Genomic DNA, 25,436 nt, shown 5'->3' with positions numbered 1-25,436 from the left:
TCACAACGATTAATTGTTTCCGGTTTCTTGCAGTTGAGGTTGGGTTCTCCAACGACGGTGGACCCAAAAATACTGCTCCGGAAACAATTTCACTTCTTCTTCCAAAGTTTTTGTCCAAAGTTCAGTATAATGTCTGATCACATCATCTTTTGAAGGATAAAGTTTTTTATCCACAAAACCTAAATCTTTAACTCGAACGATTACCTTCCCACCCTCGCCAGCTAACACTGAATAGTATAACATCTTTGCCCCGGTTAAATAGGCCATCAGTGCCGGCCCTACAAAGGTAGATGCTTGTCTGTTCATAAAGGGAACAAAAATTCCAGCTTTCCCAGCGTTCTGATCAGCACCAAAACCAATCCAATACCCTTGTTTGAGAAGTTTAATGACCTGTGTGGATTCTTGTACGGGGACAAGGACAACACCGTTTTTGGATCGCATCCGACGGAGTAACTGATCTACAAAAGGATTTCTAACTTTTTTGTAGATTCCCCCACCCTTCATTCTGATTCCTAAAAATTGAACTAAAATTTCCCAAGTACCAAAGTGACCTGAAATCAAAATCACTCCCACTCCTTGTTTTTTAGTTTCTTCTTCGATATTTAAACTTTCAGCATCAACAACTAGGTTTTCATCCAACCATTTTCGAGTCATTCTTGGTGCCCAAAGTGTATGAGCAAGAAGGATACCCAAATGACGATAATGAGCCTTTACCAAGTTTAGAATCTGATCTTCCGAATATGCAGGGAAAGCAAAACGAATATTATCCGCTGCAACCTTTCTATGTTTTTTATCTAAAGGATAAATGAGTTTGGTTAAAAAAATTCCATACGCCAAACACCATTTATATGGAAGAACCTTAAACGGAAAATAGAACAAATAAACGATTAAAAATGAAATAAAATATCCAATATGTTTCATAATATTAAAAAATAAGGCCAAAGATAATAATGAATGAAAACTGCAATGAGTCCAATTCCAAAACCAATGATCCATCCTCCCACAATATCACTTACAAAATGATGTAAAGTAAGAAGCCTACCCACACCAGCAAACAAACTGAAAAAAAAGAAATATGGACTTTCATGAAACGCAAAAACCAAAATTGTCGATACAACAATCGAATTGGCACTATGTGCAGAAGGAAAGGAATGTTTCATATCAGGATTGGAATCCACTTTTCCCATAACACTGACTAGGGGACGTTTTCTAGCGAAGTATTTTTTCAAAACCAAAACCAATCGGTCTGTTAAATATGTAAATACTAGAACAAACGGTAAACTAAAGTAAACAGGTTTGTAAAGATCACTTAAAAACATAAGTGGCAACAAAACAAGAGCGAACATTTCTCCACGATTCACTCTTGACAATACCCAACTTAGTTTTGGGTGGTGTAAGTTTTTTTGAATCCAAATCGAAAACTTTAAGTCGATAGCAGAAATCAAATTCATTTAGAAAGCTCTTCTTTTATCTTTTGAAGTGCTTCAGAAAAAGAAGAAGTCCATTGGTTACGTGTAACCATATCTTTTAATGTTACAGTTCCTGCTTTGATTTCATCTTCGCCACGAAGTAAAATCCAACGGTATCCTTTTTTTTCAGCATACGAAAGTTGTTTTCCCATCTTTTGAGAAACCAAAGAGACTTCTGTAGCAATCTTTTCTTTTCGTAATTCCCGAGCGAAGTTATGATTTTCTGCAAAAGAAGCTTCGTCAAGAAGTGGAATATAAACCGTTGCATCATTTGCAAAACTAGGTAATAAATTATGTGCAGTCAAAAAGTTCTGAAGTGTCACATCACCAAGCCCAAATCCAATGCCAGAAAGTTCTTCGTTAGAAAATAGACCAATTAAATTATCATACCTCCCTCCGCCATATAATGAACGTTTGTTTTGAGGAGAAGTATCAAAAATTTCAAAAATAAAACCTGTGTAATAATCAAACCCACGAACCACGGATGGATCAAAATATATAATATCTTGTAATCCAATGGTTTTTAAATCTTCAAACAATGTTTGGATTGTGTTACGTGTTTCTTCCTTGATTCCAGGAATTTGTCCGAGTGTTTCTGTAGTTGCAGCTAAAAATAAATTTATCTTTGAAACCGCCGTTGGATCATTCGGAATTGTTTTCGAAACAAGAGCGATATACTCATCTTCCGTAATTTTGTTTTTTTTGTCCAAAATCTTAGAAACTTCGTGAGCTTGATTTGCACTTACCTTCAAACCATCTAACAAAAATTCATCGAGAAGTGATCTGTGAGAAATTGTGACTTTAAAACTATTTCTGGGTGCACCAAAAGCAAAAAGAATATCACATGCTAAAGCCAAAATCTCTAATTCGGCTCTCTGGCTAGTCACACCAAACATATCTACATTCAATTGCCAATGTTCGCGAAGACGACCAAGACCTGGTTGTTCATATCTCCATAAGTTTGGAATTGAAAACCAACGAATGGGGCGAGGAAGGTCTCTCAGTTTTTTAGCTACCATCCGCGCAACGGTGGGAGTCATTTCTGGACGGATCGCTACTTCACGATCCCCTTTATCGATAAAATTATAAATCTGTTTGCCTACGATTTCTTCACCGGTTTTGGCACGGTATAAATCCAAAGATTCCACCATTGGTCCATCGTATTCTTCATAACCGTAAGATCTTACTACATCCTTCATCACTGAAAAAAGATAGTTGCGAAGGCGCATATCTTCTGGATAAAAATCACGAGTACCTTTATAGTTTTCTGTCGTTAGCTTTTGTTCTTTCAATGTATGGCCCCTATTGAGCTTTGCGGACTAACCAAAAAAATCGATAAGACTATGGTAAATCTCTTTGGCTTTTTTATCTCCGCTGACACCTGTGATCCTTCCACCCACTCTAAAATAATCATTCACTTCTTCTAAGTGACGTAATTCAATCGCCATCCGAATCGGTGCCTGCAATTTGAAGTTGATATCCAAAGTAAATGAGGGTTTCACTTTCAGTGCTTTGATAATTTCCATATCGTTGATTTCCAAGGCAACACCGCCTCTGGAAACGTTCAGTACGTTTTGTTTGACATCAAGAATATGGGTGTTTGAGTCCATAATTCTTTCTTGAAACGTACGTTCAACCTCTTTAAACAGATCCAATACTTCACTGGGAATCCCAGGCCTTTCTGTTTCGAGGGAAAGATATGCAAAAAAATGCATATCTTTCATTTGTATAAATAGCGGGTAATAAATATAAGAACCGATTTTTTTCTTTTTATATTCTTGGACTTTATCATCCAACAAAAACTCATCTTCGAAGGTTTTTTTGGGATCAAAAACATCTTCCGAAGGAAAAGATTCAAAGGTTTCAGTATCTAAAATAAACATTGGTTTTTTATGTTCCTTCATCAAATCAATTTCATCACTATGAATTGATCCAGAAAGAAACACCACTTTTGACTGAGGAAAATTTTTTAAAACAGTACGTTGGATATCAGAAAGAATTACCTGGGAACTAACTCCTGTTAACTTGGAAAAATCGATATTTGTTTTTGCAACCAAAAAGTTTGATGCGACCGCATTCCCGCGCACTTTTTCATTTCTGGGATCTCGTCTTGTAGCATAAGTTTGTCTTCGGTCGATTATTTTTCCAAGTAGAAGGTTGTCCTTCTGATTAACTAATTCATAATCTACTTCTACATGAAATTCAGGGGTAGCTTGTACGGTAAAAATTGTTTCGATAAGTTCAGGAATGGTTTCCAATTCCCAAATATGAGCTCCATCAGGTCTCTCCCCTTTAAACTTCACTCGAATGAGAGTGTCATATCCTTTTAGATACAATCCACTAGCGCCCATCATCTGTTTATAGAATTCAGGCAAAACACGAATGGCCTCTAAGGGGAGGTATTCTCTTTCTTGGTCGAAATGAATTTTTACGCGATTGATCATACTAGTCTATCTTTTTGAAATTCACACGTCTGTTACGAGATCGTCCTTCTTCTGTCTCATTTTCCGCTATTGGCTGCGAATAATGGTAAGCTTGTACCTTCATTCGATCCTTAGGAACACCTTTCAGTCGCAAATACTGATACACCGAAAGAGCCCTATCTTCGCTCAAACTGATATTGTATTCTTTATTCCCTACATTATCAGTATGTCCACCAATTTCAACTTTTTCATTTTTATGTTGGATGAGGAAGTCTGAGAAAAGATCTAATTTTTTCTTATCTTCATCACTCAATACCCGTTCGTTGAATGGGAAATAAATAATTGTATTGTACAAATTGTCAAAATCATTTAAATTTCGGAGATAAAGAACCGTTTCTTTCCCTTCCATTGTTGGAATTTTGTCTTTGGAAAAAAGGAAGGTTTCTTCTTTGAATCCCTTGGCCCTTACCAAAATTTCAAAATCCATAGTAGGAGATTTATCCAAGTCAAAACGGCTATCTTTCGATTCTAACGATTTACCCTTCCGAGTTAGATCATCAAAATAATAACAAATAGCATTTGGAATTACCAAATCTGTTTTCTTATCTTTAACAATGAATCGAATTCCCTGGATGGTTTTATCAGGTCGTTCGTCTTTGATTGGGCGGATGGGCTGTAAAATGATTTGAGAGTATTGTTCTTTATCTTTCCCAACATTCCCTCTTAAATCCAAAAGTACTTCTGTGGGATGAAATCCGGGAGAAGAAACTTCCACTCGGTAAAGTTTTCCCGTTTTGATGGTAGTTCTAAAATTCTCCGCATCTGCCAGAGAAAGGTCTCCACCAATACGTTTCGAAGTAATGACTTGGATTGGTCTTGTATCATCATAGATTTTTAAAGTAGAATCAAGCCCAATCATAATGGCTTCAGAACCATCTAACACAAGACCTCGGAAAATAAATTCATAACTACGACGTAAGTCCTCAGGAACCATCGTTCTATAGATATCAAATTGCCCTTCACCACCAGGACGATTGGAAGAAAAGTAAAACCACAGGTCATCAAACGTGACAGAGATCCCTTCGTTATCACTTTCTTCCCAAAGGCTATAAGTCGAATAATCAGCGGGAGTATCAAAAGGAAAACCGGTAGATTCGCCTGACAGTTGTTGCTTGGTATTAAATGGAGAGCCTAATAAAACAGGAGTTTCAAAACGATTTTGGACTTCACTGTATTCGCTATAGTAAAAACTAAATTTGCGATTTTTGTCCTCACGATTGGAGCTAAAATACAATCGTAATCCGTCCCAGTGATAATTGGGACTAATTTCATCATCTTTGGTATTAATAGTTGTTCCCAGAGAAATTGGTTTTTGCCAAACCCCATCCCTACATTTAATTTTTGGTTTATCAGGAACGATTTCTTTTGTTACGGTCGTAGGTTCTCTTTTTGAAATCCAAAGATCAAAACCTCCCATTCCCCCAGGGCGGTTTGAAGAAAATACCATAGAACATCCATCAGGCGAAACAGCAGGCATTTTATCTTCAAAATGAGAACTTACTTCATTCAGATGAATGGGAACAGCCCAAAGACCAGTCCTTGGGTTTATTTTTGTATAATATAAATTGAGTCCATCATAACCTTCTCGGTTCTTTTTTGGATCGGCTTGGGTTTTGTCACGAACCGAAGTAAAGTACAATTCGTACGGTTTTTCCTCTTCATCAAAAAGAATCGAAAACATTCCTTCGAAATTAGTTGTATTGAGTTCACGAAAATTCTTAGGAGGAGACCAAACTGGCAATTTCATTCGATCAGGAAAACTTTGGTTTTCTGAAATCCAAATATCCATCCCTCCTTCACCACCGGGCCGATTGGATTGGAAAACCAAATATCTTCCGGTTGGGGAAATAATAGGATTGTATTCCACATTTTGAGTATTAAGAGGCTGGTAAAACCTTACGTCCTTCACTTTCGGTAAAGGTTGGGCCAGAAGTGGGAATGCCAAAATGATTAAGGAAATAAGGAATTTTTTCATCTGCCGTCTCTCCTATGTATCGGCCGATCGGATTTTTCTGCCAAGGGAAAAATAAGGCTTTTAGGGGAAGGTTTACCCATAATCCTTCTCATTCATGGCCGAAATCTTCGGAATCTTAAACATTACCACAGACTCTTTTAGTGACGGGGGAAAATTCCTGAACCCAGATATCGCAATCGACCATGGAACCCAACTTTTGCAGGAAGGGGCCGATTGGTTAGATGTATCTGGTCAATCATCTAACATCGAAGCTACTTTAGTCTCCGAGGAAGAAGAATGGAAACGAGTGGAGCCAGTGATTCGGCATTTTGTCCCCAAGGGAGTACGGATCAGCTTGGACAGTTTTCGCCCAGAAGTACAAAGAAAGGGTATTGAAGCGGGTGTAAGTTGTATCAATGATATCTCCGGATTTACCTACGAAGGTGACCGTAGTTTTCTCTCTTCCTACACAAAAAAACACCAAGACCTAAAACTCATCATCATGCATTCGCATAACAAAAATATTGCGAAAAAAACATCCGACCTTACACCAGAAAAAGTAGTAAGAAAAATCCAAACCTTTTTTCGGGATCGACGTTCGGATTTACTCGCCATGGACATTCCCGAATCAGCTCTATACTACGATCCAGGAATGGGATTTTTTTTAAGTCAGGACCCAATGGTTTCTTTCCGAGTCCTAAAAGATTTAGAAATCCTCAAACTAGAATTTCCGCAATTAATGGTAGGAGTTTCCAGAAAATCCTTTCTTGGTAAAGTTTTGGGTGAACTTCCAGTAGCAGAGAGAGAATTTGCGACTTTGGCTTGTGAACTCCATCTCTTACGATTCAAAATCCCATTCATTCGGACGCATAACGTCCTCAAGCTGAGACAAGCAGAGAAAATTTGGAACTTATGTCAGGAAATGGAATGAACTACAATTTTTCCGAGTTCAATCTGAAATACTCGGTTTAAGTTCTTCCCGATCGGGAAGCCTTTCTAACATCTTTTCCTTCTTTCGAAAGAGTCGGGAAAAAAGTCGATTCAGGAACCGCATATCCTTTTTCAACCGCCTTACGGTAGTAAGGCAAAAGTCCTTCCCATCTCGGAGAATCTTTTAAAACAAGGAGGGTATCTCGCCAAACTTCTAAAAAACCAATTTGGGTTTTTTCTTCCGCTGTAGCCGACTCTGCCCATTTGAGTGCTAATTCATAACGACCTAGTTCGTAGTTTGCTTTTACAAAGTAAAAATGAAATTCCTTATTTTTCTTCGCTGCAACTTCTAAAGACTTCGCATAATCAAGGAGGCCATACCAATTACTTTTTTGAACTTGAATGTCTGCCATTCCATACAACGCATTTTCATGAAAAGGAACTACTTCTAAAATTTGGTTGAAGTAACCTTCCGCATAAGCAAAGTTACCTGTTTGTAAATAATAATTGGCAAGTTCTTCGTAAGAATATAATTCCCAACCCTTCACTCGAGAGAGCGCATCCAACAAAATGACTCTTTCTTCATTTCGCAGTCGGATTTCCAATTCTTTTAAAATATTCGTATACGTGACGGACGAACGGGAGGGAGCTTCTTTACTTACCTTTTGTTTGAATGATTCGTATTCATCTAATAAAAAATAAAACCGAAGTCGATTCAAATGAACCCCAACTTCATTTGGATTGGTTTGGATGCATTTATCCCAAACCACTTCCGCCTGATCCAGCTGGATGGATTTAGACAGTCGAATCCCTTCGGCATTACAGTCTGTCGCATTGGAACTAACCGCTTCCAGAAACAAAGTATCTGATTCCAACTCGTCTTGTTTCGCGATGGAATACCGACATCCAAATGAAAACAAAATTTGAGAAATAAAGAGAATGTAGAAAATTAGAAATTTCAATCTAGGATTGCCTATCTGGGTCAGTCTTTTCCTTCATCTTTTGTGCAAATACCAAATATTGCATCGCTTTTTCAGGATTACCATTGAAAAGATACAACAAACTCAAATCCAAAGCTTCTTGTGCATCGGGCGGTGAAAACTCTTCTGGATTTTCTTTTGAAAGTTCTAACTTAGTTTGGAATTCTTTTAGTTTCTTCTTTGCTTTGGATTGGATCCGAACCAAACTATCATGGGCAACCCCATCTTCCTCTTGCCAGGCAGCTTGCAAACTTTCATTAAAATTAGTGAACCCAACATCTTCTTTTGCCATCGTTGAAAGTAAAGTGGCTGAGGCTTTATAATTTCCTTGTTTGGCAAGGATCTCTGATTGGATGATTTTTAACTGAGCATTTCCGGGATAAAGAATTAAGTAACGTTCGATCATTTTTAAACTTTCTGGAAAACGATTCCTTTCGTAATAAAACATCGCAAGCCCTCCTAAAGCTGATTTATGGTCTGGTTCAATTTTAATAACATTTGTTAGATAAACTTCGGTTTTTTCATCGTTGCCTAACTTCTGATAGGCTTGGGCCAGTAAAAGGTGTGCAGAAATAAACTTCTTTTCGAAGGTCAAAGTTTGTTTTAAAAAACTAATCGCCTTTTCCGTTTCCTCATGTTTATAAAGAGAAACTGCCAAATTATAACAATTTTTCACATTGGCATGAAGTTTATAGGCCTTGGAAAACAATGGAATTGCATCTGCATGTTTTCCTTGTTTGGCATAAATCACTCCCAAATTCTGCAAGGCTAGATGGTAATTGGGGTCTTTTGCGAGTAAAAGTTTGTATTGTGTCTCGGCGCGATCCCATTCTCCATTTCGCTCCAAACGGACAGCCTCGTTGAATAGAGATTGGATTTCTTGTGCCATACAGAGCGATTATCGTTTCAGAAATGAATCTCCCCCGAGAAATTTTATCAGGAGAATGGAAAAACCTTCCGAAAGGTACACACAAGAGTCCAGAGGAAGGGGAAAGTTATGCAAAGACTCATACTTATATCCATGATATTGTGGCTGGTGTCCTGCAGTTCCGCAGATGCTACCCGAAGAGATTATAGTGCTTCAGGAGATCCTGAAGATATATTTTTCGAACGTTCACAGAAATCAAAACCTGTGAGCAACACCAAATCCGATGATCCGGTAGCACGTTCCATCATAGATGATTTAGATTCTAATTCCAAAACAGCGGCTCCTGCTGCAGTGGCGGCCATCCCTAGCAAAAAACCTGCAGAGAACTTTGATGAAGTGGGTTTGTCTTCTTGGTATGGACAAAAATTTCAAGGTCGCCCCACTGCCAGCGGAGAACCATTTGATCGAATGAAAATGACGGGAGCTCATAGAACACTCCCTATTGGAAGTATGATCAAAATCCAAAACTTGGAAAATAATAAAGAAGCTGTCGTTCGTATCAATGATCGTGGGCCTTTTGTCGACGAACGAATCGTTGATGTATCCGAAAAAACGGCAGAACTTTTAGAGTTTAAAGATAAAGGGATTACAAAGGTCGGAATCAAAGTTCTCAAAAAAGGGGAAGAAGATTTGGCCGATGATTTGGATGATGCAGACCTTTTGGATGATGCTCCCGCAAAACCAGAAAAACTGACTCCAGTCAAACCAGGTGTCGTTAAACCAACAACTGCTGGAAAAAATTTCACAGTACAAGTAGGGGTCTTCCAAGAAAAAGAAAGAGCCTTAAAATACCAAGAAAGTATTAAATCTGAATACAACCAATCTGTGTTCGTAACTCCAAGAGATGGAAAGTTCGTAGTTCAAGTTGGGGATTTTGCAGACCGCACAAAAGCAGAATCTCTCAAATCAAAATTGAAATACGATGGGATTGATTGTTTTATCGCAAATCGTTAGTTTCTCCTATCTGACCGGGCAATTGGTGAGTCCCTCCGATTTGCTCGGGAAGGTTGGAAAATGAATTGATTTCGTTATTTCGCCTGTTACGATTTCGTATTAAATTAGCAACTAGAAGACCCTATGAGTGAAAGCATATTATCCGTTGACCACATACTAACAAATTATTATACATTCGGTAGTTTAATTGTCACTGTCCTCCTTGCGGTCTTGACTACTTTCTTTTTCTCTCTAAAAGACAAAACTGTCGCCACAAAACATATGGCTCTTGCCTGCCTGTTTTTGTGTTTGTTCCAAGCTGGATACCTTTTAGGGGCCTTTTACTACCATCCCATCGCTTCCTACCACCGTTGGATCACTGGTGGTTTTATCATCTTTGGAATCACCCATTTTGGTCAGTTTTTCTTTCGTTTCCCTGATAATGAAAATCCAAAAGCAGCTACCATCATCCTCGCGATTTTACATGCCGTAGCGATCGTTGTTGTATTGTGGTTTCTTGTTACCGTTTCTCAAGGAGAAAGAAAATACCACTTCACTGCCCACCACTGGGATTTTAATTCGGAAGGACCTAGTAGAATTCTAAGTTTCTTTATTGCGGCTTACTCTTTTATCAACTTCCTTATTCTTCCTGGATATCGAATTTTCCATGTTGGAAAAGATAAACGTGGAACTCTTTTTATTATGTTGATAGCGGCATTAATCGCCGCCGTTGTACCAAACATAACCAATGTAATGAGCCGTGATGGTGCGATGGAACGTTCTACCTACCTCACTGCTTTAGTATTACTTTTCACTTTAACTTTCTTTATCATTACCATTTCGTTTATCAATAATAGTAGTGAACGAACTACTTTTATGGTGAAGATTGTAGGAATTTCTTTTGTTTCCATTCTTCTCATCATGCAAGCCTTCAGTTATTTGGTGGACCAAGAGAAAGAAACATCTTTTGACAATACTGCGATCCAAAAGGCACTCCGAGTTGCAGAAGGAGGAGAACGTTCCAAAGACATTTTATTTGTCATTGAATCCGATTCCTCAGGCCAAAATCTCAAAAAAGCATATTTACCTTCTTCTGTAAATTTAGATCTTCCCCTCGTGCAAGCGGATCTTTATAATACAGCATTGTATGATGAGGTGGTGAGCCTTGGTGAGGCCGATTACAGAAACTCATTAAAAGCAAGTATTACAAAAACACCATATTACTTTGAAGGTTATAAAAATGCCATCCTTCAGTTTCTGGAAGAAAATCCAGATTCGGAAGGAGCGGAACTCAAAGCAGAAGTTTCCAAACTGATCGAAAGACTCAATCGTAGAACTTTCATTAACACCAACAAACTTGCAGACATTCTACCTGATGAGTTTTGCGAAGAAGGTGTCAAATACGTTGAAAAAGTCAAAAATGTAGACACATTCCGTGATGCCATTCTCAAACATGTAAGTGAATGTAAATGGGATGGAAACGAAATTTCCGGAAGAGACCTCCGTGTCGAAATGCTCAAATTTTTCCGTTATTTCAAACCAGACTTAACAAGACATTATAGAAAAGATTTAGACGGTGTTTCGCATTACATTGCCTACATGACGTATGATTCGAAAAAGAAAGTCAACAGAGAGGTTGGGTTCAATTATCGAGATTACCGTGCCTATATGCACAAGTCCGCTAAACTCGAGTTAGTCATTCTTGCGATAGTAATGTTCGTGTTACTTGTTATTTTTCCATTGTTTTTCCGATCTGCGTTAGTAAACCCACTCTATGCTCTACTTGCTGGGGTTGAGAAAGTAAACCAAGGAAACTTAGAAGTAGAAGTTCCCATCAAAGTTAATGATGAAATTGGATATCTAGCAGAGTCGTTTAACGGGATGGTTTCCTCTATCCGCGACGCAAGACGAGAACTACAAGACTATGCAGAAAACTTGGAAGAGAAAGTTAAGGAAAGAACCAAAGAACTTCAAGAGAAAATGGATGAAATCCATCGTTTGAAAGTACAACAAGATGGTGACTACTTCCTCACCTCTCTCCTTGCTAAACCTTTATTTTTTAATGCAAATAAATCAGATAATATCCGTTGTGATTTCTTTGTTCATCAAAAGAAAACCTTTGAATTCCGTAATAAAACAGGAGATCTTGGGGGTGATATTTGTATCACAGGAAACCTAAAACTAGGAAAACCTGATGATTTTCATAGATATACTATGGTGATGAACGGGGATGCGATGGGAAAATCCATGCAAGGTGCTGGTGGATCCCTTGTTATGGGTGTGGTAATGAATTCCATTATGGCCCGTTCTGCAGGGAATAAAAGAATTCTCAATCGTACGCCGGATGAATGGCTCACAGATGTTTATGAAGAAGTAAATGCTGTATTCAAATCCTTTAGTGGAACGATGGTAATCTCTGCAACGGTTATGTTAATCGATGATGAAACTGGAAAAATCTGGTATTTCAATGCAGAACACCCTTACAGCATTCTTTACCGTGATGGAAAAGCTAGTTTCATCGAAGAAGAATTAAAACTTAGAAAACTGGGGTTGGATTCAGAATACCCTTTCGAAGTACAAACTTTCCAACTCCTTCCTGGAGATCAGTTGATTCTTGGTTCGGATGGTCGTGATGATATTGACCTCACTCCGGATGAAGATGTAAGAACCATCAATGAAGATGAAACCATGGTACTCCGTTTCGTGGAAGAAGCCGATGGTGATATCTACGAAATCGAAAGATTGGTCAAAAAATCTGGAGATGTTACAGACGATATCTCCATGCTCAGTGTTGTTTTCAAAAGTGAAAAATCTCCTATCTTACACAGTCCAGAAAAAGATGATCTTTCACACCAACCTGTGGATGACTTTTTTGATACCGCAGGTGATGATTGGGATGAAGCACTCACAACTTCTAGTGCCTTTGAAGAAGGAAAAGCGCTTTACCAAAATGGAGAAATTGAAAGGGCCATTACCGTAATGAGAAAAGCCTTCCTGGGTGATCCAACCAATCAGAAATTAAACAAGTTTCTTGGCCTTGTGAGTTACAAAGGTAAGGAATATGACATTGCTGCAAAAGTTCTGAACGAGTTCTTAAAAGAAAACGAAGGATCGGGAGAATACTGGTATTACCTAGCAATGTCAGAAAAAAAACTCGGAAACTATGAAAGAGCTTTAAAAGCAGCTCAAGAAGCTCTTAAATATGATCCAGAAAACTTCCAAAACCTGATCAACCTTGCGGACGTTAGCCGACTTCTTGGAAATGTAGATCGTGCCGTGACTTATGTAACGAGAGCACAATCCATTGATCCAACAAATAAAAACGTTCTCAAACTTTCCAAGTTATTGGAAAAAGCGACTAGCCTCAATTAATTGAGGTTAGTCTATCTACCCTTCCACATTGTTGTCTGTTTCCCTGTTAGAAATACTCTAATGGGGACTTCCCATTCAATCAGAAACCCGATACTTTTAGTTCTATTACCGATTTGTTTCAATTTGGTATTTTCCTAATTTGTTGTCCTGAATTTCAAAAAACCAGCTTGCCAGAGAAAAAATTTCTGTCAGAATGATTGAACCCAATTTTATAGAATAAGGATCTATATGAATCAAAAACTTGTTTTAAGTGTATGGACGGCCATCCTCTTCACAGGAAGTTCTCTGCTTGCCCAAGAGGCTGACGTTGCAGTGGGAAGATACCTTCCACCTGAAAAAGACTCAGTCATCGAGATTTTCAAATGTGGTGATAAATACTGCGGAAAAACAGTTTGTATCAAAGACAATGCATACCAAGAAAAAGAAAAAGACAAAGGTGTTCCAGGAACTCCTTACTTAGACCATAACAACGAAGATCCAAAGTTACGTAACCGACCAAACCTTGGAATGGTTTTCATCACTGGTTTTGATTACGCAGGGGAAGGTGTTTATAAAAACGGAAAAATCTACAACCCTCGTGATGGTAAAACTTACTGCGGTAAATTCACCTCCCTTGAAGGCGGAAACCGTTTGGATTTAAAAGGAACTCTTTGTTCCATTACCTTTATTGGAAAAACAAACAACTGGGTGAAACTTGGTGGTTTGAATCTTGATGACCCAAAATGGGACTGTACTTTCAAAGCTAAAAAATAACGATTCTTATACAAACCTGCCGTCCAGTTTTTGGAGGCAGGTTTTTGCTCTTCTCTTCCTAAATTCCTCCGAAGAAAAACTAGAAGTTACTTCTTTTCAAAGTCCTTATACAACAAAGAAGGTTGGATGCCTTGGTTGGCTTGGTACTTTCCTGATTTATATTCGCTGATTTCCCCTTCGACTGTATGATAGAAAATCTGACAAATTTGAACACCTGCATAAACTCGTAACGGATGTGTTACTTGGATTTCTAAGGTCCAAAATCCTTTAAACCCTACGTCCCCAAAACCAGCAGTGATATGAACAAACATTCCAAGCCGCCCAATGGAAGAGCGACCTTCTAACATTGGTACTAAATTGTGAGTTTCAGTAAATTCAATCGTTCTTCCTAAATACAATTTGCCAGGTTCTAACAATAAACCCTCATCTGGAATTTTCAGATTCTGTACAGGGTTTGGTTTTTTCATATCCAAAGGAAACTCTGAATATACTAAAAGGTCTTCATGTAATCGTAAGTTGTAAGAATTGGGATTCAAAAGATTCGCATCGTATGGTTCGATTTTGATATCGTTTCCCAGTCTTTTTAAAATTTCTTTTCCGGTTAAAATCACGGATCATTCTCCCTTAAAATTAGGTTTTCTTTTTTCAGCAAACGCCTGCAAGGCTTCCATTCGATCTTTCGTACCTATGGTTTCAAAATAACACAGCCTCTCCCATTCCAGGGCAGACTCCAATGGTAATTCCAATCCACGGCGCACGGCCTTTTTGGCAGCAGAAACCGCGATAGGTGCAGATTCCGATATCTCCCGTGCTAAGGCAAGAGAAGATTCCCGTAAATGGTCTGATTCAAAAACTTGAGAAACTAGACCACGAGACATTGCTTCTTGCCCAGTTAGTTTTTTTCCAGAAAATATCCATTCCAAAGCAGTAGATTCTCCCACAATTCGAGAAAGCCTTTGGGTTCCCCCTGCTCCCGGAATGATCCCAAGTTTTGTTTCCGTGAGGCCCATTTGTGCTGATTCGCTCGCATAACGAATATCACACGATAAAGCCATTTCCAATCCGCCACCAAAGGCAAACCCATTGATCGCAGCAATTGTGGGAATGGCGAGATTCGCTAATTCCGAAAAACATAAATTGATATCTTTTAGGAACTGTTTGACCTGTAAGTCCGTCATGGACTTTCTTTCCTTCAAATCAGCACCAGAGGAAAATGAATCACCTTTTCCAATGATGACCAGGGCTCGTGCTGTGCTTTTTTGCACTTCCTGGATTTTTTCTCTTAGTTCCGAAAGAAATTGGATGGAAATCGCATTCTTTGCTTCCGGCCGATTGAGTTCAATTAATGCTACATAAGTATGATGGGTTTGCAGGGTGACAGTGTTCATAGAATTTCCTCTGGGCAAAAAAATAGAAATGAAAACAGTTTTGGATTTCCGATAATGGAAGTAGCCGTCATGAGAAGGATTTTATACACAATCGGATTCTCACTAGTACTTGGAAGCAGTTTTTCCTGTATCTCTTCTTCAGACGAAGATCCTTTAGCTGCTCTCCTCACTTCTCCACCTGTAGTCTCCTCTGTCACCCCTCAGATTGGAACTCCTGCACAAAACAATCTCAACGCTACTTATGCTGCAACGGAAGTGCTCATCAAGGGAGAAAACTTTGGAGTTGATCCGGTAATCCGGTTTAATGATATCATAGCTACCATCAGCCTCAACACAGGAACGGAGCTCTATACGAAAGTTCCCGATGGTGCATTTTCTGGATTCATTACTGTCTCAAAATCGGGTGGATCCTGTTTGCCTAATTCCAAAACGGGTGTCAATTGCGCCGGGATGGAATACTTTATCGACTGTTATACGGTATATAATAAACAGTATGGCCCAGAAATTGAACTCAAACAAGGAAGTAGTTTGTCCGTTGAGTTTGATGGTCAAGAAACCAAAGCCTTTCATACAGATACATTATTATCATCTCGAAACCTAACCATAGGATGTGAAAGTACAGTGACCGTCCGAGTGTTTGACCGATCTTGCAAAGCAACCGACTATGTTTTACAAAACGATCCAATCATTCCTTTCCCGGCAGGGGTCGCCACACAGTTTTACGTCACAGCCGATTCAAAAACTTGTAGTTTAGTCCTTTAATAAGATTTATTTTTCACAAATCTTTTAAAGATAATGATGTTTGCAGCTCCCATCCACTCATTCATATGTTCTCGAAAAATTAAATCTCTAGGTTTTGAGTTTTTGATTTCTTCATCTAACTCATCATATTTTTGAATCGTAAGTTTCGAAATCTCTTTGTATTTCTCTTCGATCATTTCCGTTAGTTTTTTTAATAACGCTAGGTTATTTTTCTCCTCACCTACATTCAGCAATATGATTTCGTTCCAATAGTCGATCACATGTTTTTTGACATATTCACCAGGAATTACTCGGATTACTTTTTTACCATCTGAACCACGAGAATGGATATAACCTGTGCCGACTTCCATTAAAAACTTTTTTGCAATCATATAAAAATGAGAAGGCCCCAAATGAAATAAAAATACATACTTCACTTGGTTGGGGATCATCATATTCATAAGAATTATATTTTCACAAAACTGGAAAAACTGTTTTAGAAAGTTTTGGTATTCCACTTCAAAATCTTCAGGAGATTTGTTTTTCTTTTCCGTACTTGTCATAGACCGAATGAGTTCTGCACGAAGAACCTGTTCGTCTGCACCAAGATGCAAATCCAGACTAATTGCCGACTTAAATAAGGCTTTTTCTGCTAAGTATTTATCCAATTCATATCTGAAAAAATAATGTTGGTCTGAGTTCCAAGTATACTTTCCATAGGCTTGGATGTAGTTGGTGACACCTTCTTCTTTTAATTTTGCTTTTTGATTGACCAGATCTTTTTTTTGTTTAGGATCCTTATCACTCTTCTGAATTACCTCATCAGCCTTATATTCAATTCCAGAATCTTCAGATTCAAGAGTTGTTGGTTTGTCATACAAGGATTCATCAAAAACAGAAGACAATCGGTAGATGATACGATCACGATACTTTGGTTTGGTGGGTTTGTATTCAGTTAGATAATTTGGATTATCAATTTGTAAAATGAAACTCATTCGTTTGAGAAAAATCTCAAGTTGGTTTAATCTATCCAGGGCAGGTAAAATTCGATAACGCAACAAAACGTTATTTTGAAAATCAGGATCACTAAATTTTGCGTTTAAAACAGCTTCTCGCAAAAAAATCCAACCTTCTTTGCTTTCGATATAAAAGTAACGTAACATTTCAAAGATCAAATGAAACTGAACAAAATCATCCCGACTGACTTCATCTAAGTTACGAGAAAAATAACGTGAGTATTCCTTTCTTACTAACGCATATAAATGTTTCTCATCTAAATTAAAGATGATCTCTTTGATTTTCTTTTGTGATTTATCTAATTCTTGGTCGAGGTTTTTTCGAAAGGGAAGAATTTCACGTTTGTTGGCTTCGGTAAGACCCGAACTAAGGAACTGGAGGAAACTTCCCACCAAGTTTTGAAAACCAGTCAGGAAGTATACGTAACCTTTTTTAAAATCGGTAAGTAGGTCTAATTCGTTCCCACCCCCCTGGTTCTCTGCCGACATACCAAGAGGATAGTAAGTAAGGTTTTTAAAAAATCAACAGGATTTAATTGGAATAGAAGATCTCAATTAAGTTTTGGCTCGGATCTGCGAAGGTGAGACTCTCTCCAGAATCGGTTCCTTCTGGTCCTTTGATGATCTTTACGTTCTTTTCCTCAAGTTCGCTGATGGCTTCAGTGAAATCATCCACATCCATCACAAAACTAAGGAGAGGAAGAGAGCGGTCTGAAACTTCTGCTTTTACCAATCGGATACGGAAGGAATCCAGAGATAGGATTGCCTCAGTAGCCTTCTTTGTCTCCACTTCGAAGTCAAAAATGTCCCGGTAAAAATCGATAGAGGTGTCGAGTTGGGAGACGGGGATACTGACGTGGCCAATGCCTTCTACAATAATCATAATGGAATTACACCTTCGTGAACTTTTCTGTCATCATGCTTGAAAAACCGGCTTTGTCGAGAAAAAAGCAATGTCCCATCACAAACTCGAAACTAAAAATTGAATTTCAATTCCCAGTTAGGAAAAAAGAATCAAAATATGAATGTATTTCGGATTTCACTCATCGTTTTCGCCATTTTTACCCTTTCCTGTAAAGAAGAGGTGATTCCTTTCGAAACTGCCCACGAGAATCTCGCAGCAAAACTCCTAGCGGAGAACCAAATCCTTCTCGAAGAATATCTAAAAGAGGATCCAAAACCCAACTGGAAAACTTTTTCAGAGGTACTCGATACACTCGCGACCAGTGGACATCCAAAATTAAAGACCTGGACGGAATCTCTCCGCCCACTCCTTCCTACTACGGGAAGTGATTTAGAATCGAGTTATGAAAAAATTTCCAAAATTCAAGAAATATTGATTCAAATCAAAACCGAAGTACCAAACCAATCTCAGTACAATCGATTTTACTGTCCCATGGTTGATAAATCTTGGTTAATGACAGGAAGAGAAGTAAAAAACCCCTATGCTCCAGAAATGAGAGATTGTGGAGAATTATTACAATAAACCATGCCAAAATGTTTCCTCGGTACATCTCTTTATGAAGCCTGCCCCCCCAGCTGCAGGCTATCATTCGCAAAACAAGATATAAACGAAGATTGTATTGCAAAGGAAAAACTCGAGGCATTTTTACAAGATAGAGTTACATTCAAAATTGGGTTTTCCGCATTTTCTCAGATTCCGGCCAAAACTCTAGAAAAGTTCATTTGGAATTCCAAAGATAATTTAGAATTAATCTCATATTTTTTATATATCGGTGAACCCACTCTCGTTCGCGAAATCATAGAATCATTTTCAAATCATACTCTCAGTTATCTTTTTAAATGTGATTTCGAAAACTATATGAACATCCGAGATTCCATCAAAAGAGAAAAATCCATCAAACATATGTTTGACATTCGAAGTTTCAAATATTGGACCTTCGTAAGTTATCTACGTATTTGTGATTTGATCCAATACTTTGTTCGGTATTTAAAAGAACCAGAATATGCATGTCAATTTATTGTGATTTTACCTTCCGAAATCGTTTCTAATCTTAATAAATACACTGGTCTCGATTTTGAAGAAGAAAAGTCTTTATACACAGCGCTAGGTGATTCCATCTACGAACTACCGCTCCAATCACCAAAAATCTACGATCATATGATGCAACTTTTTGCAGAAGATCCAGAGGTTTCGATTATCCTTTCCACCATGGAAGGCCTCATCCATAGACAACAACTGATCTTAGAAACAAGCGAAAAACTTATTTCCTATATCGGTGAACACAGAATCGATAAAAACTTTCAGTTTATATTCACTGAACTGAACGGAATGGAAATCGGAACTGCCGCAGAAATTCTAAATCAACTTCTGGAAAAAAAGATGATCACAATCTCTCAAAAACTCATGATCATCGATTTTCTTGACACTGGTAAATTAGAATTGTAGAATAAACTAACGTTTATTAGCCTGTAATTCCCTCTTGACTTTTTACAAAAACACGGATAGTTATAATAGATATGGATGACAAAGAACAAAAAGAACGAATGGATCGTATCAATCATCAAATGCATGTGAATAATGAAAGAATTAAAAGAGATGGCAATTTAATTGTTTTGTGTCTCATTGTACCTATTTTTGGATTTTATTTCGCAAAAAAGGTCGTCGATAATTCTGATCGAAAAATTGCTTACTTTTGTTGTTTTGTGAACTTTATGATTACCATTTTTCCATTGTTATACGAAACATGGAATCCTTCATATTAGAAGCTGTTCTGACATTCAAAGATCGCCAGGTCACTCCTACCCAAGCCCAAAATCGTCACTGAAGAAATGATGACAAACCTCTCTCAGTAACGATTTTAGCACTCATTCTAAATCCTGGTAATGCTCGCAAACATTAGCCTGCAATTTTTATTTTTTTAGCCAAATAAACACTAAACAATAAACTAAAAACAGAAATCATTCCTACTAGTTCGTAATTGATGAGTTGGTTGTTAGAAGATTGCACAAGTATCAGTCCAGCCACATAGGAAGCAGCTCCTGAAGAAATCTGTTGGATGGCAGAGTTCACAGACATAAAACTTCCGCGAATTCTTGGTTCCACTGCCGAGGTAATCATCGCAAAAGCCGGTACCATCCTTCCAGAAACCAAAATCATAAAAATGGTAGTCAAAGTCAGGACAATAGGTAAGGAAGTTTTTGTCAAAGTGACAACCGCCACAATCGGAATGACTGCGATGATAGAAATGATTTGGTAAACAGTTAGTTTTCCATATCGGTCTGATAATTTTCCAATGAATCTACTGGTAAAAAAGGTAAAAAGTCCGCCAAAAAAATAGATGTAAGGAAGTTCATCAATCGCTAAACCAACGTTAGATACAAGGAAGGGACTAAGAAAAGGAATGACCGTAAATCCACCAAACATCAAAAACACCATAAAAACAAAAGGAGCAAAATGATCTTTTTTCGTGATGACTTGTTTTAAAGATTTGAGTTGGGATTGTTTTGGATGGACATCCGAATCCAAATGATAACGAATCGAAGGCAACACTTTGTAACAAATTGGTAGAATCAAAAAACCAGCAATCGCCAAAGAAAGGAATGGGAAATGCCATCCGAACTTATTTGCTAAGGAAAGTCCAATGGGAATTCCAATCACAGATGCTACCGAAAAAGAACTCATGACAACACCAGTGGCAGTCCCTCTTCTAAATACAGGGATGATGTCTCCAATGATAGAAAGAACAGTAGCCCCTATCATCCCACCAAACCCACCAGCAACAACCCTTGCAAAAAGTAAAAAGGAATAATTGGGAGCAATGGCACAAAGTAGGGTTCCAAAAGAGAAACCAAAAAACAATACAAGGAGACTCATTTTACGATCATAGGAATCCAAAAACAAAGCCCCTATCAGTCCAAAAACTCCTGCACTGATAGAATAAGAAGATACAAGTAACCCAAAGGCAGAAGAGTCAATTTTGAAACTCTCCATAAACACTGGTCCCAAGGGCATCATGATGACAAAGTCTAAGATGTGTAAAAATTGGAGGGCTGCTAAGATAAAGATGATAGCTCTTTCTTTTTGGATGGTATGAAGCGGATGGGTAAGAGGTTGGCTCATAAAACTAATATTGACCACCCGTTCAAAATTTCCAAAACTATTTAGTTTGGTATTGCCAAGTTTTGCATTCCGTAATAAATTTCCCTCTATGAAATACGCGTTAATTACAGGTGCTTCCACTGGACTTGGAAAAGATTTTGCTCTGACTTTGGCTAAAAGAGGTTACACTCCTGTTTTAGTTGCTAGGAGCGCGGATCGACTCAAGGCATTGGCCGCAGAAATCAAAACTAAATTTGGACTACAAAGTGTTGTCATCGCTCAAGACCTTGCCAAACCTAAATCGGCAGAGGTTCTATACAAAGCGGTCAAAAAACTAAAGTTAGATATACATTGTTTGGTGAACAATGCTGGTTTTGGTCTCAATGGTGAATTCCATAAAAATTCCTTTGAAAATGAATCCCAACTAGTCCAACTGAACGTAACAACATTAGCAGAGCTTTGCCATTTGTTTTTGCAAGATATGGTAAAAGCAAAAGATGGTTATATTCTTAACGTTGCTTCTACTGCTGCTTACCAACCAGGCCCACTCATGTCCAACTACTATGCTTCCAAAGCTTATGTTCTTTCACTCAGTGAGGGGCTTGCAGAAGAAGTGAGAGATTATGGTGTTACCGTAACCTGTCTTTGTCCGGGACCAACACAAACTGAATTTTTCGAAAGAGCAAATATGACTAAAATCAATTTAGTAAAATCATCGTTTCTCATCATGAAATCACAAGATGTAGTAGATAGTGGCCTTGATGCTTTGTTTAGTAAAAAAGTAATCAAAATTCCTGGTTTCATGAACTTTCTCGTCGCTCAATCCGTTCGAGTTTCTCCAAGATTTCTCGTTCGTAAAATTGCAAAATTTCTACACCAAGCAGGTTGATTTGACAAATCCAGAATTTTCATTTTCCAATCGTTTTCAGTTATTAGGTGATTTGAATTCAGAAAACAAAATCTACCAAACCAAACAAAATCTGGAAAAATCTGGAAATGAGATTTTTGATCTTACCAATTCCAATCCTACAAAATTAGGGTTGGAATTTCCACCTTCCGCTTTGTCTCATATCTTTTCCAATTTGGACTGCAGCCAATATGAACCGCAAGCAGAAGGATTGGAATCCACAAGAAAAGTCATAACCTCTGAGTATGAAAGTCGTGGAATCCAAACAAACCCGTCTGATCTGATTTTGACAGCAAGTACCTCAGAAGCTTATTCTTATATTTTCAAATTATTCACAAATCCTGGTGATGAAGTTCTGACACCAAATCCTGGTTATCCGCTCTTTAGTTTTCTCATCGGCCTAGAAAATCTAAAAGAAGTCCACTACCCGCTGAAAGAAAATCCAGAAACGGGAAACTGGGAGTATTCTGCGGAAACGATTGCCAATTGTATCAGTACAAAAACAAAACTCATCATACTTGTGAGTCCGGCAAACCCAACCGGTTCTAGAACCACTGCTAATTTTTGGAAGGAATGGGAGGCACTCGGAATCAAAATTCCCATTTTACTCGATGAAGTTTTTGTGGGTTATGAGTTTGCCGGAGAACTACACCAGATTCCAGATTCACCCAGTTTTCCCCTCCTGGTTTGTAATGGATTCTCAAAAATGTTGGCACTCCCAGGACTCAAACTTGGTTGGATTCTTGTCAAAAGTCCCAAAAACTACCAATCAGAAATACTCAAAAACTTAAGTTTTATCGCTGACACTTACCTCTCGGTCAATTCTCCCGTGCAACTGGCAACTCCAGAGCTAATTCCCTGGAAATCCATGATCCAAAATCGAATACGAACAAGAATTATGCGAAACTTAGCACAATGTATTTTATTCGCAGAAGAAACTCCTAAAATCAAAAAAAAATCCAACACAGAAGCTGGATGGTATTTTTCATTTGAGTTAGATTTAGAAAAAAAAGATGAGGATTTAGTTTTAGAAATTTTATCAAAACCGGGTGTGTTTTTACACCCTGGGTCATGGTACGGACATTCGCATAACCGTTGCATATTGATTATTAGTTTAATTTCAGACGAAGAAACTTTGCGTTTAGGTCTAAGTTCCCTTCAATCTTTTCTCAAATAATCAATGATGGCAGTTTTATGCGCCAAAGCATCTGCCTTTCCTAACTCAAAAGTTTCTCTGACTCCTTTGGGATTTGTGTAATCAAAAGAAGTGATCGGTAAAGGTTTCGAAGGGGTAATTAAATAGGATTTAGCCAAAAGACCAGGGTCTTTACCCACAATGGTGTTGGGTTCATAATGAATTCCAATGATTTTCGCGTTATGCGAAAAAGTTTCAATGACCATATTATTCGTAAGTCCACCATCTAAGTAGTATTCATTACCAACTGATTGAAAGTCAACGATGGGGGGAATGGAAGAAGAATTCATAATGAATTGTTCGATGGTTTCTGAATTCACAAAATCTTTCTCTGTAAAATCAACATCTTCCATATTCCATTTTTTAATCATTTCTGCCGTTCTGTTGGCTGGAATTCCTTCTGACCGGTCCCGATCATCCAAAATAAAAGCCCTACCCGTTTCTGAAATTAATCTCGCCAAACGGAACTTATTCTTTAGGGAATCTTCCTTGGGATGGGCCTTCACAGAATGGATCCAAATTTTAGCACCTGATTCTAATACTTTATCGAACTTCATTCCAAAACGAATGGTTCGGCGGTACATATCTTCATGTGGGAAAGTAGACTCACCACGGAGAAAATTCGAAAAATGGAAGTTACGCGAATTCCGTTTTGTGATTTCTTCAAAGTATTCTACAGATTCTTCTTCTGTTTGGGAAAGAATACAAAGAGCCATAGCAGCACCAGCAGAAACGCCGGAGAGCTCCGTAAAACGCACACCCCATTCTCGAAGAGTTTTCCCCACACCTAATGCATAAAAGGCCTTACAGCCACCACCAGCGATGGCAAGAGAAACATCATAGGATGGAAAAATTTTGACTAATGTTTGTAAAACTTGTTCTCGAACGCCCATAAAATCGACAAATTCTATTCCCCTTCCCACCGAAAGCATAGAGTGTTATTTTCTCCCAGAAATCTGTCAAAGTATAAACTAGCACGGCAATCATCTTCTGTCGCAAGAAAGAAATCATAACCACCGGCAGGATATTTAATTTTACAACATCCTTTTTTATCCTTACGGTCCGGAGGTTGGCGGACCGATTTATCTTGGCCCTTTAGATCTCCCAGAGTGGGGGGCAATTCTTGCCTTGAGTCAGCCATCCTTTCCGATACAAAAACCAAAGAAAATAAAAATAGGAAGAACATAGTTCGCATTCTATACTGATAGACGGGCCTAATCATACACAAGTTCAGTGATTCCTCTAAAAATCTTGAGTTAAGTTCAATGGTACAAACTGTATTTCTAATGGATAGGAAATATTTTTCTTTACCCATTTGTTACATCTTTTATAATCTCCCCACCAATCATCCTTTGAGGACATCAATGAGCAATACGAGACTACAATACCACGCAACGGGAGGACAACTCTTCATCCTACTACTGAAGAATATGTTCCTAACCGTAGTAACTTTAGGCATTTATAGCTTTTGGGCTAGAACCAATGTTCAAAAATTTATGGCAGAAAATTTGGAATGGGCTGGGGAACGTTTTTCCTTTCACGGAACAGGAAAAGAACGATTCATTGGTTTTCTCAAAGCAGCAGGGATATTCATAGTTCTTTATATTGGAATTTACATCATTCAATATATCCTAACTTTCATTCCCATCCCTTACTTTTCACTAATCGTTGGGTCTCTTCTGACCTTATCATTATTTTTGGGATTAGTTCCTATCATCGTGGTTGGTGGAAGGAGATACCTCACTTCCCGTACTGGATACAGAAACCTCCGTTTTGGATTTGATGGAAAAATTTTGGAAGTTGCGAAACTGTACGGAAAAGGAATTCTTCTAACAGCCATTACGTTAGGAATTTATTACCCTTGGTTTTTCGCAGAAAAAGAAGCTTATTTACAAAGCAAAACTAGATACGGAAATACAAATTTTGGATTTTCTGCAGAAGGAAAGGAAATATTTTTCCTCTATTTAAAAGGATTCCTTTTGAGCATCGTAACTTTTGGGATCTATTACTCTTGGTTTTTAGCAGATATTCAAAACTACATTTGGAACAGAACTAGTTTCCAAGGGAAAAATTTCCGCTCCGATATCACCGGGGGTAAAATTTTTGTGAATTTTATCATCGCTTATTTGATCATCCTATTTACTTTAGGAATTGGATTTGCTTGGGCTGTTGTCCGATTGACCAAACTATTTATTGAGTCAGTCAGTTTAGAGGCAGAGGTTGATTTCTCTACCATTTCAGCACAACCAGATACGACTGCAAATGCTACCGCGGAAGGTTTGGAAGCACTAGCAGAAACTTTGGAAGCCTTCCTATCATAAACA

General features: G+C 38.1%; 25 protein-coding genes. 11 read left to right on the top strand and 14 right to left on the bottom strand.

From position 1 onward, the window contains the following. Positions 1-9: 9 nt before the first annotated feature. From CH361_RS01830 to CH361_RS01810, 5 genes are read right to left on the bottom strand one after another with little or no spacing between them, the layout of a single operon-like run. A complete protein-coding gene (locus CH361_RS01830) occupies positions 10-921 on the bottom strand; it encodes a lysophospholipid acyltransferase family protein (RefSeq protein WP_100789113.1) in 912 nt (303 codons plus the stop codon). Then, positions 918-1,451: a phosphatase PAP2 family protein gene (locus CH361_RS01825; protein ID WP_100789112.1), complete on the bottom strand. Its 534-nt coding sequence runs from the start codon at positions 1,449-1,451 to the stop codon at positions 918-920. Before CH361_RS01825 ends, CH361_RS01830 begins: the two co-directional genes overlap by 4 nt. Further along, entirely contained in the window at positions 1,448-2,761 is a 1,314-nt protein-coding gene (gene hisS, locus CH361_RS01820) for a histidine--tRNA ligase (RefSeq protein ID WP_100789111.1), read from the bottom strand. Before hisS ends, CH361_RS01825 begins: the two co-directional genes overlap by 4 nt. Before the next feature lie 27 nt (positions 2,762-2,788). Continuing rightward, positions 2,789-3,913 (bottom strand): DUF1577 domain-containing protein, encoded by a 1,125-nt coding sequence (locus tag CH361_RS01815; RefSeq protein ID WP_100789110.1) that lies wholly within the window; start codon positions 3,911-3,913, stop codon positions 2,789-2,791. 1 nt (position 3,914) lies between these two features. After that, positions 3,915-5,927: an OmpA family protein gene (locus CH361_RS01810; protein ID WP_100789109.1), complete on the bottom strand. Its 2,013-nt coding sequence runs from the start codon at positions 5,925-5,927 to the stop codon at positions 3,915-3,917. A 94-nt stretch (positions 5,928-6,021) separates the two neighbouring features. Here CH361_RS01810 and folP point away from each other — a divergent pair, with 94 nt between their 5' ends. Further along, positions 6,022-6,837 carry a dihydropteroate synthase gene (folP, locus tag CH361_RS01805; protein ID WP_100789108.1) on the top strand — a complete coding sequence of 272 codons (816 nt, stop codon included), beginning with the start codon at positions 6,022-6,024 and terminating at the stop codon, positions 6,835-6,837. Positions 6,838-6,874: 37 nt separating this feature from the next. Here the strand turns inward: folP and CH361_RS01800 are convergent, their stop codons facing one another. Beyond that, positions 6,875-7,798 carry a tetratricopeptide repeat protein gene (locus tag CH361_RS01800; protein WP_100789107.1) on the bottom strand — a complete coding sequence of 308 codons (924 nt, stop codon included), beginning with the start codon at positions 7,796-7,798 and terminating at the stop codon, positions 6,875-6,877. A gap of 1 nt (position 7,799) precedes the next feature. Beyond that, complete coding sequence (locus CH361_RS01795; RefSeq protein ID WP_100789106.1) at positions 7,800-8,705, bottom strand: tetratricopeptide repeat protein; 906 nt, start codon at positions 8,703-8,705, stop codon at positions 7,800-7,802. 108 nt (positions 8,706-8,813) lie between these two features. Here CH361_RS01795 and mpl36 point away from each other — a divergent pair, with 108 nt between their 5' ends. From mpl36 to CH361_RS01780, 3 genes are all read left to right on the top strand, one after another. Next, positions 8,814-9,698: an RlpA family plasminogen-binding lipoprotein MPL36 gene (mpl36, locus tag CH361_RS01790; protein WP_100789105.1), complete on the top strand. Its 885-nt coding sequence runs from the start codon at positions 8,814-8,816 to the stop codon at positions 9,696-9,698. Between the two features lie 123 nt (positions 9,699-9,821). After that, positions 9,822-13,049: a SpoIIE family protein phosphatase gene (locus CH361_RS01785; RefSeq protein WP_100789104.1), complete on the top strand. Its 3,228-nt coding sequence runs from the start codon at positions 9,822-9,824 to the stop codon at positions 13,047-13,049. Between the two features lie 228 nt (positions 13,050-13,277). Beyond that, complete coding sequence (locus tag CH361_RS01780) at positions 13,278-13,802, top strand: DUF2147 domain-containing protein (protein ID WP_100789103.1); 525 nt, start codon at positions 13,278-13,280, stop codon at positions 13,800-13,802. 86 nt (positions 13,803-13,888) lie between these two features. Here CH361_RS01780 and dcd read toward each other — a convergent pair whose 3' ends face one another. Together dcd and CH361_RS01770 are read right to left on the bottom strand one after the other, a co-directional pair. Further along, positions 13,889-14,413: a dCTP deaminase gene (dcd, locus tag CH361_RS01775; protein WP_100789102.1), complete on the bottom strand. Its 525-nt coding sequence runs from the start codon at positions 14,411-14,413 to the stop codon at positions 13,889-13,891. A 3-nt stretch (positions 14,414-14,416) separates the two neighbouring features. Further along, complete coding sequence (locus CH361_RS01770; protein ID WP_100789101.1) at positions 14,417-15,190, bottom strand: enoyl-CoA hydratase-related protein; 774 nt, start codon at positions 15,188-15,190, stop codon at positions 14,417-14,419. A gap of 69 nt (positions 15,191-15,259) precedes the next feature. On the opposite strand from CH361_RS01770, the gene CH361_RS01765 reads away from it, so the two are divergent. Beyond that, the gene (locus CH361_RS01765; RefSeq protein WP_100789100.1) at positions 15,260-15,952 is read left to right on the top strand and encodes an LIC10067 family putative lipoprotein; all 693 of its coding nucleotides are present in this window, start codon (positions 15,260-15,262) and stop codon (positions 15,950-15,952) included. Here the strand turns inward: CH361_RS01765 and CH361_RS01760 are convergent. Both CH361_RS01760 and CH361_RS01755 read right to left on the bottom strand, forming a co-directional pair. After that, the gene (locus CH361_RS01760) at positions 15,949-17,436 is read right to left on the bottom strand and encodes a hypothetical protein (RefSeq protein WP_100789099.1); all 1,488 of its coding nucleotides are present in this window, start codon (positions 17,434-17,436) and stop codon (positions 15,949-15,951) included. The genes CH361_RS01765 and CH361_RS01760 overlap by 4 nt on opposite strands. A 43-nt stretch (positions 17,437-17,479) precedes the next feature. Continuing rightward, on the bottom strand, positions 17,480-17,830 hold the full coding sequence (locus CH361_RS01755) for a VOC family protein (RefSeq protein WP_004784589.1): 351 nt from the start codon (positions 17,828-17,830) through the stop codon (positions 17,480-17,482). Between the two features lie 99 nt (positions 17,831-17,929). On the opposite strand from CH361_RS01755, the gene CH361_RS01750 reads away from it, so the two are divergent. The 3 genes from CH361_RS01750 (at position 17,930) to CH361_RS01740 (ending at position 19,674) form a co-directional block, all read left to right on the top strand. Beyond that, positions 17,930-18,433, top strand: a complete 504-nt coding sequence (locus CH361_RS01750) for a DUF3347 domain-containing protein (RefSeq protein ID WP_100789098.1) — start codon at positions 17,930-17,932, stop codon at positions 18,431-18,433. A gap of 3 nt (positions 18,434-18,436) precedes the next feature. After that, on the top strand, positions 18,437-19,357 hold the full coding sequence (locus CH361_RS01745) for a hypothetical protein (protein WP_100789097.1): 921 nt from the start codon (positions 18,437-18,439) through the stop codon (positions 19,355-19,357). Positions 19,358-19,428: 71 nt separating this feature from the next. Further along, a complete protein-coding gene (locus tag CH361_RS01740) occupies positions 19,429-19,674 on the top strand; it encodes a hypothetical protein (protein ID WP_100789096.1) in 246 nt (81 codons plus the stop codon). Between the two features lie 133 nt (positions 19,675-19,807). On the opposite strand, the gene CH361_RS01735 is transcribed toward CH361_RS01740, so the two are convergent. Next, on the bottom strand, positions 19,808-21,031 hold the full coding sequence (locus CH361_RS01735; RefSeq protein WP_100789095.1) for an MFS transporter: 1,224 nt from the start codon (positions 21,029-21,031) through the stop codon (positions 19,808-19,810). 88 nt (positions 21,032-21,119) lie between these two features. Between CH361_RS01735 and CH361_RS01730 the strand changes: the two genes are divergently transcribed. After that, a complete protein-coding gene (locus tag CH361_RS01730; protein WP_100789417.1) occupies positions 21,120-21,899 on the top strand; it encodes an SDR family NAD(P)-dependent oxidoreductase in 780 nt (259 codons plus the stop codon). Position 21,900: 1 nt separating this feature from the next. Further along, entirely contained in the window at positions 21,901-23,094 is a 1,194-nt protein-coding gene (locus CH361_RS01725) for a pyridoxal phosphate-dependent aminotransferase (protein WP_100789094.1), read from the top strand. Here the strand turns inward: CH361_RS01725 and CH361_RS01720 are convergent. Further along, the gene (locus tag CH361_RS01720; RefSeq protein ID WP_100789093.1) at positions 23,076-24,044 is read right to left on the bottom strand and encodes a patatin-like phospholipase family protein; all 969 of its coding nucleotides are present in this window, start codon (positions 24,042-24,044) and stop codon (positions 23,076-23,078) included. The two genes, CH361_RS01725 and CH361_RS01720, sit on opposite strands and share 19 nt — an antisense overlap. Beyond that, positions 24,020-24,427 carry an LIC_11321 family protein gene (locus CH361_RS01715; RefSeq protein WP_244279467.1) on the bottom strand — a complete coding sequence of 136 codons (408 nt, stop codon included), beginning with the start codon at positions 24,425-24,427 and terminating at the stop codon, positions 24,020-24,022. The genes CH361_RS01720 and CH361_RS01715 overlap by 25 nt, the downstream gene beginning before the upstream one ends. 49 nt (positions 24,428-24,476) lie before the next feature. Between CH361_RS01715 and CH361_RS01710 the strand changes: the two genes are divergently transcribed. Beyond that, positions 24,477-25,433 carry a YjgN family protein gene (locus CH361_RS01710; RefSeq protein WP_100789092.1) on the top strand — a complete coding sequence of 319 codons (957 nt, stop codon included), beginning with the start codon at positions 24,477-24,479 and terminating at the stop codon, positions 25,431-25,433. Positions 25,434-25,436: the final 3 nt, after the last annotated feature.

It is taken from the genome of Leptospira brenneri, assembly GCF_002812125.1.
Taxonomy (GTDB): Bacteria; Spirochaetota; Leptospiria; order Leptospirales; family Leptospiraceae; genus Leptospira_A; species Leptospira_A brenneri.
This window is presented reverse-complemented; position numbering and strand designations above follow the sequence as displayed.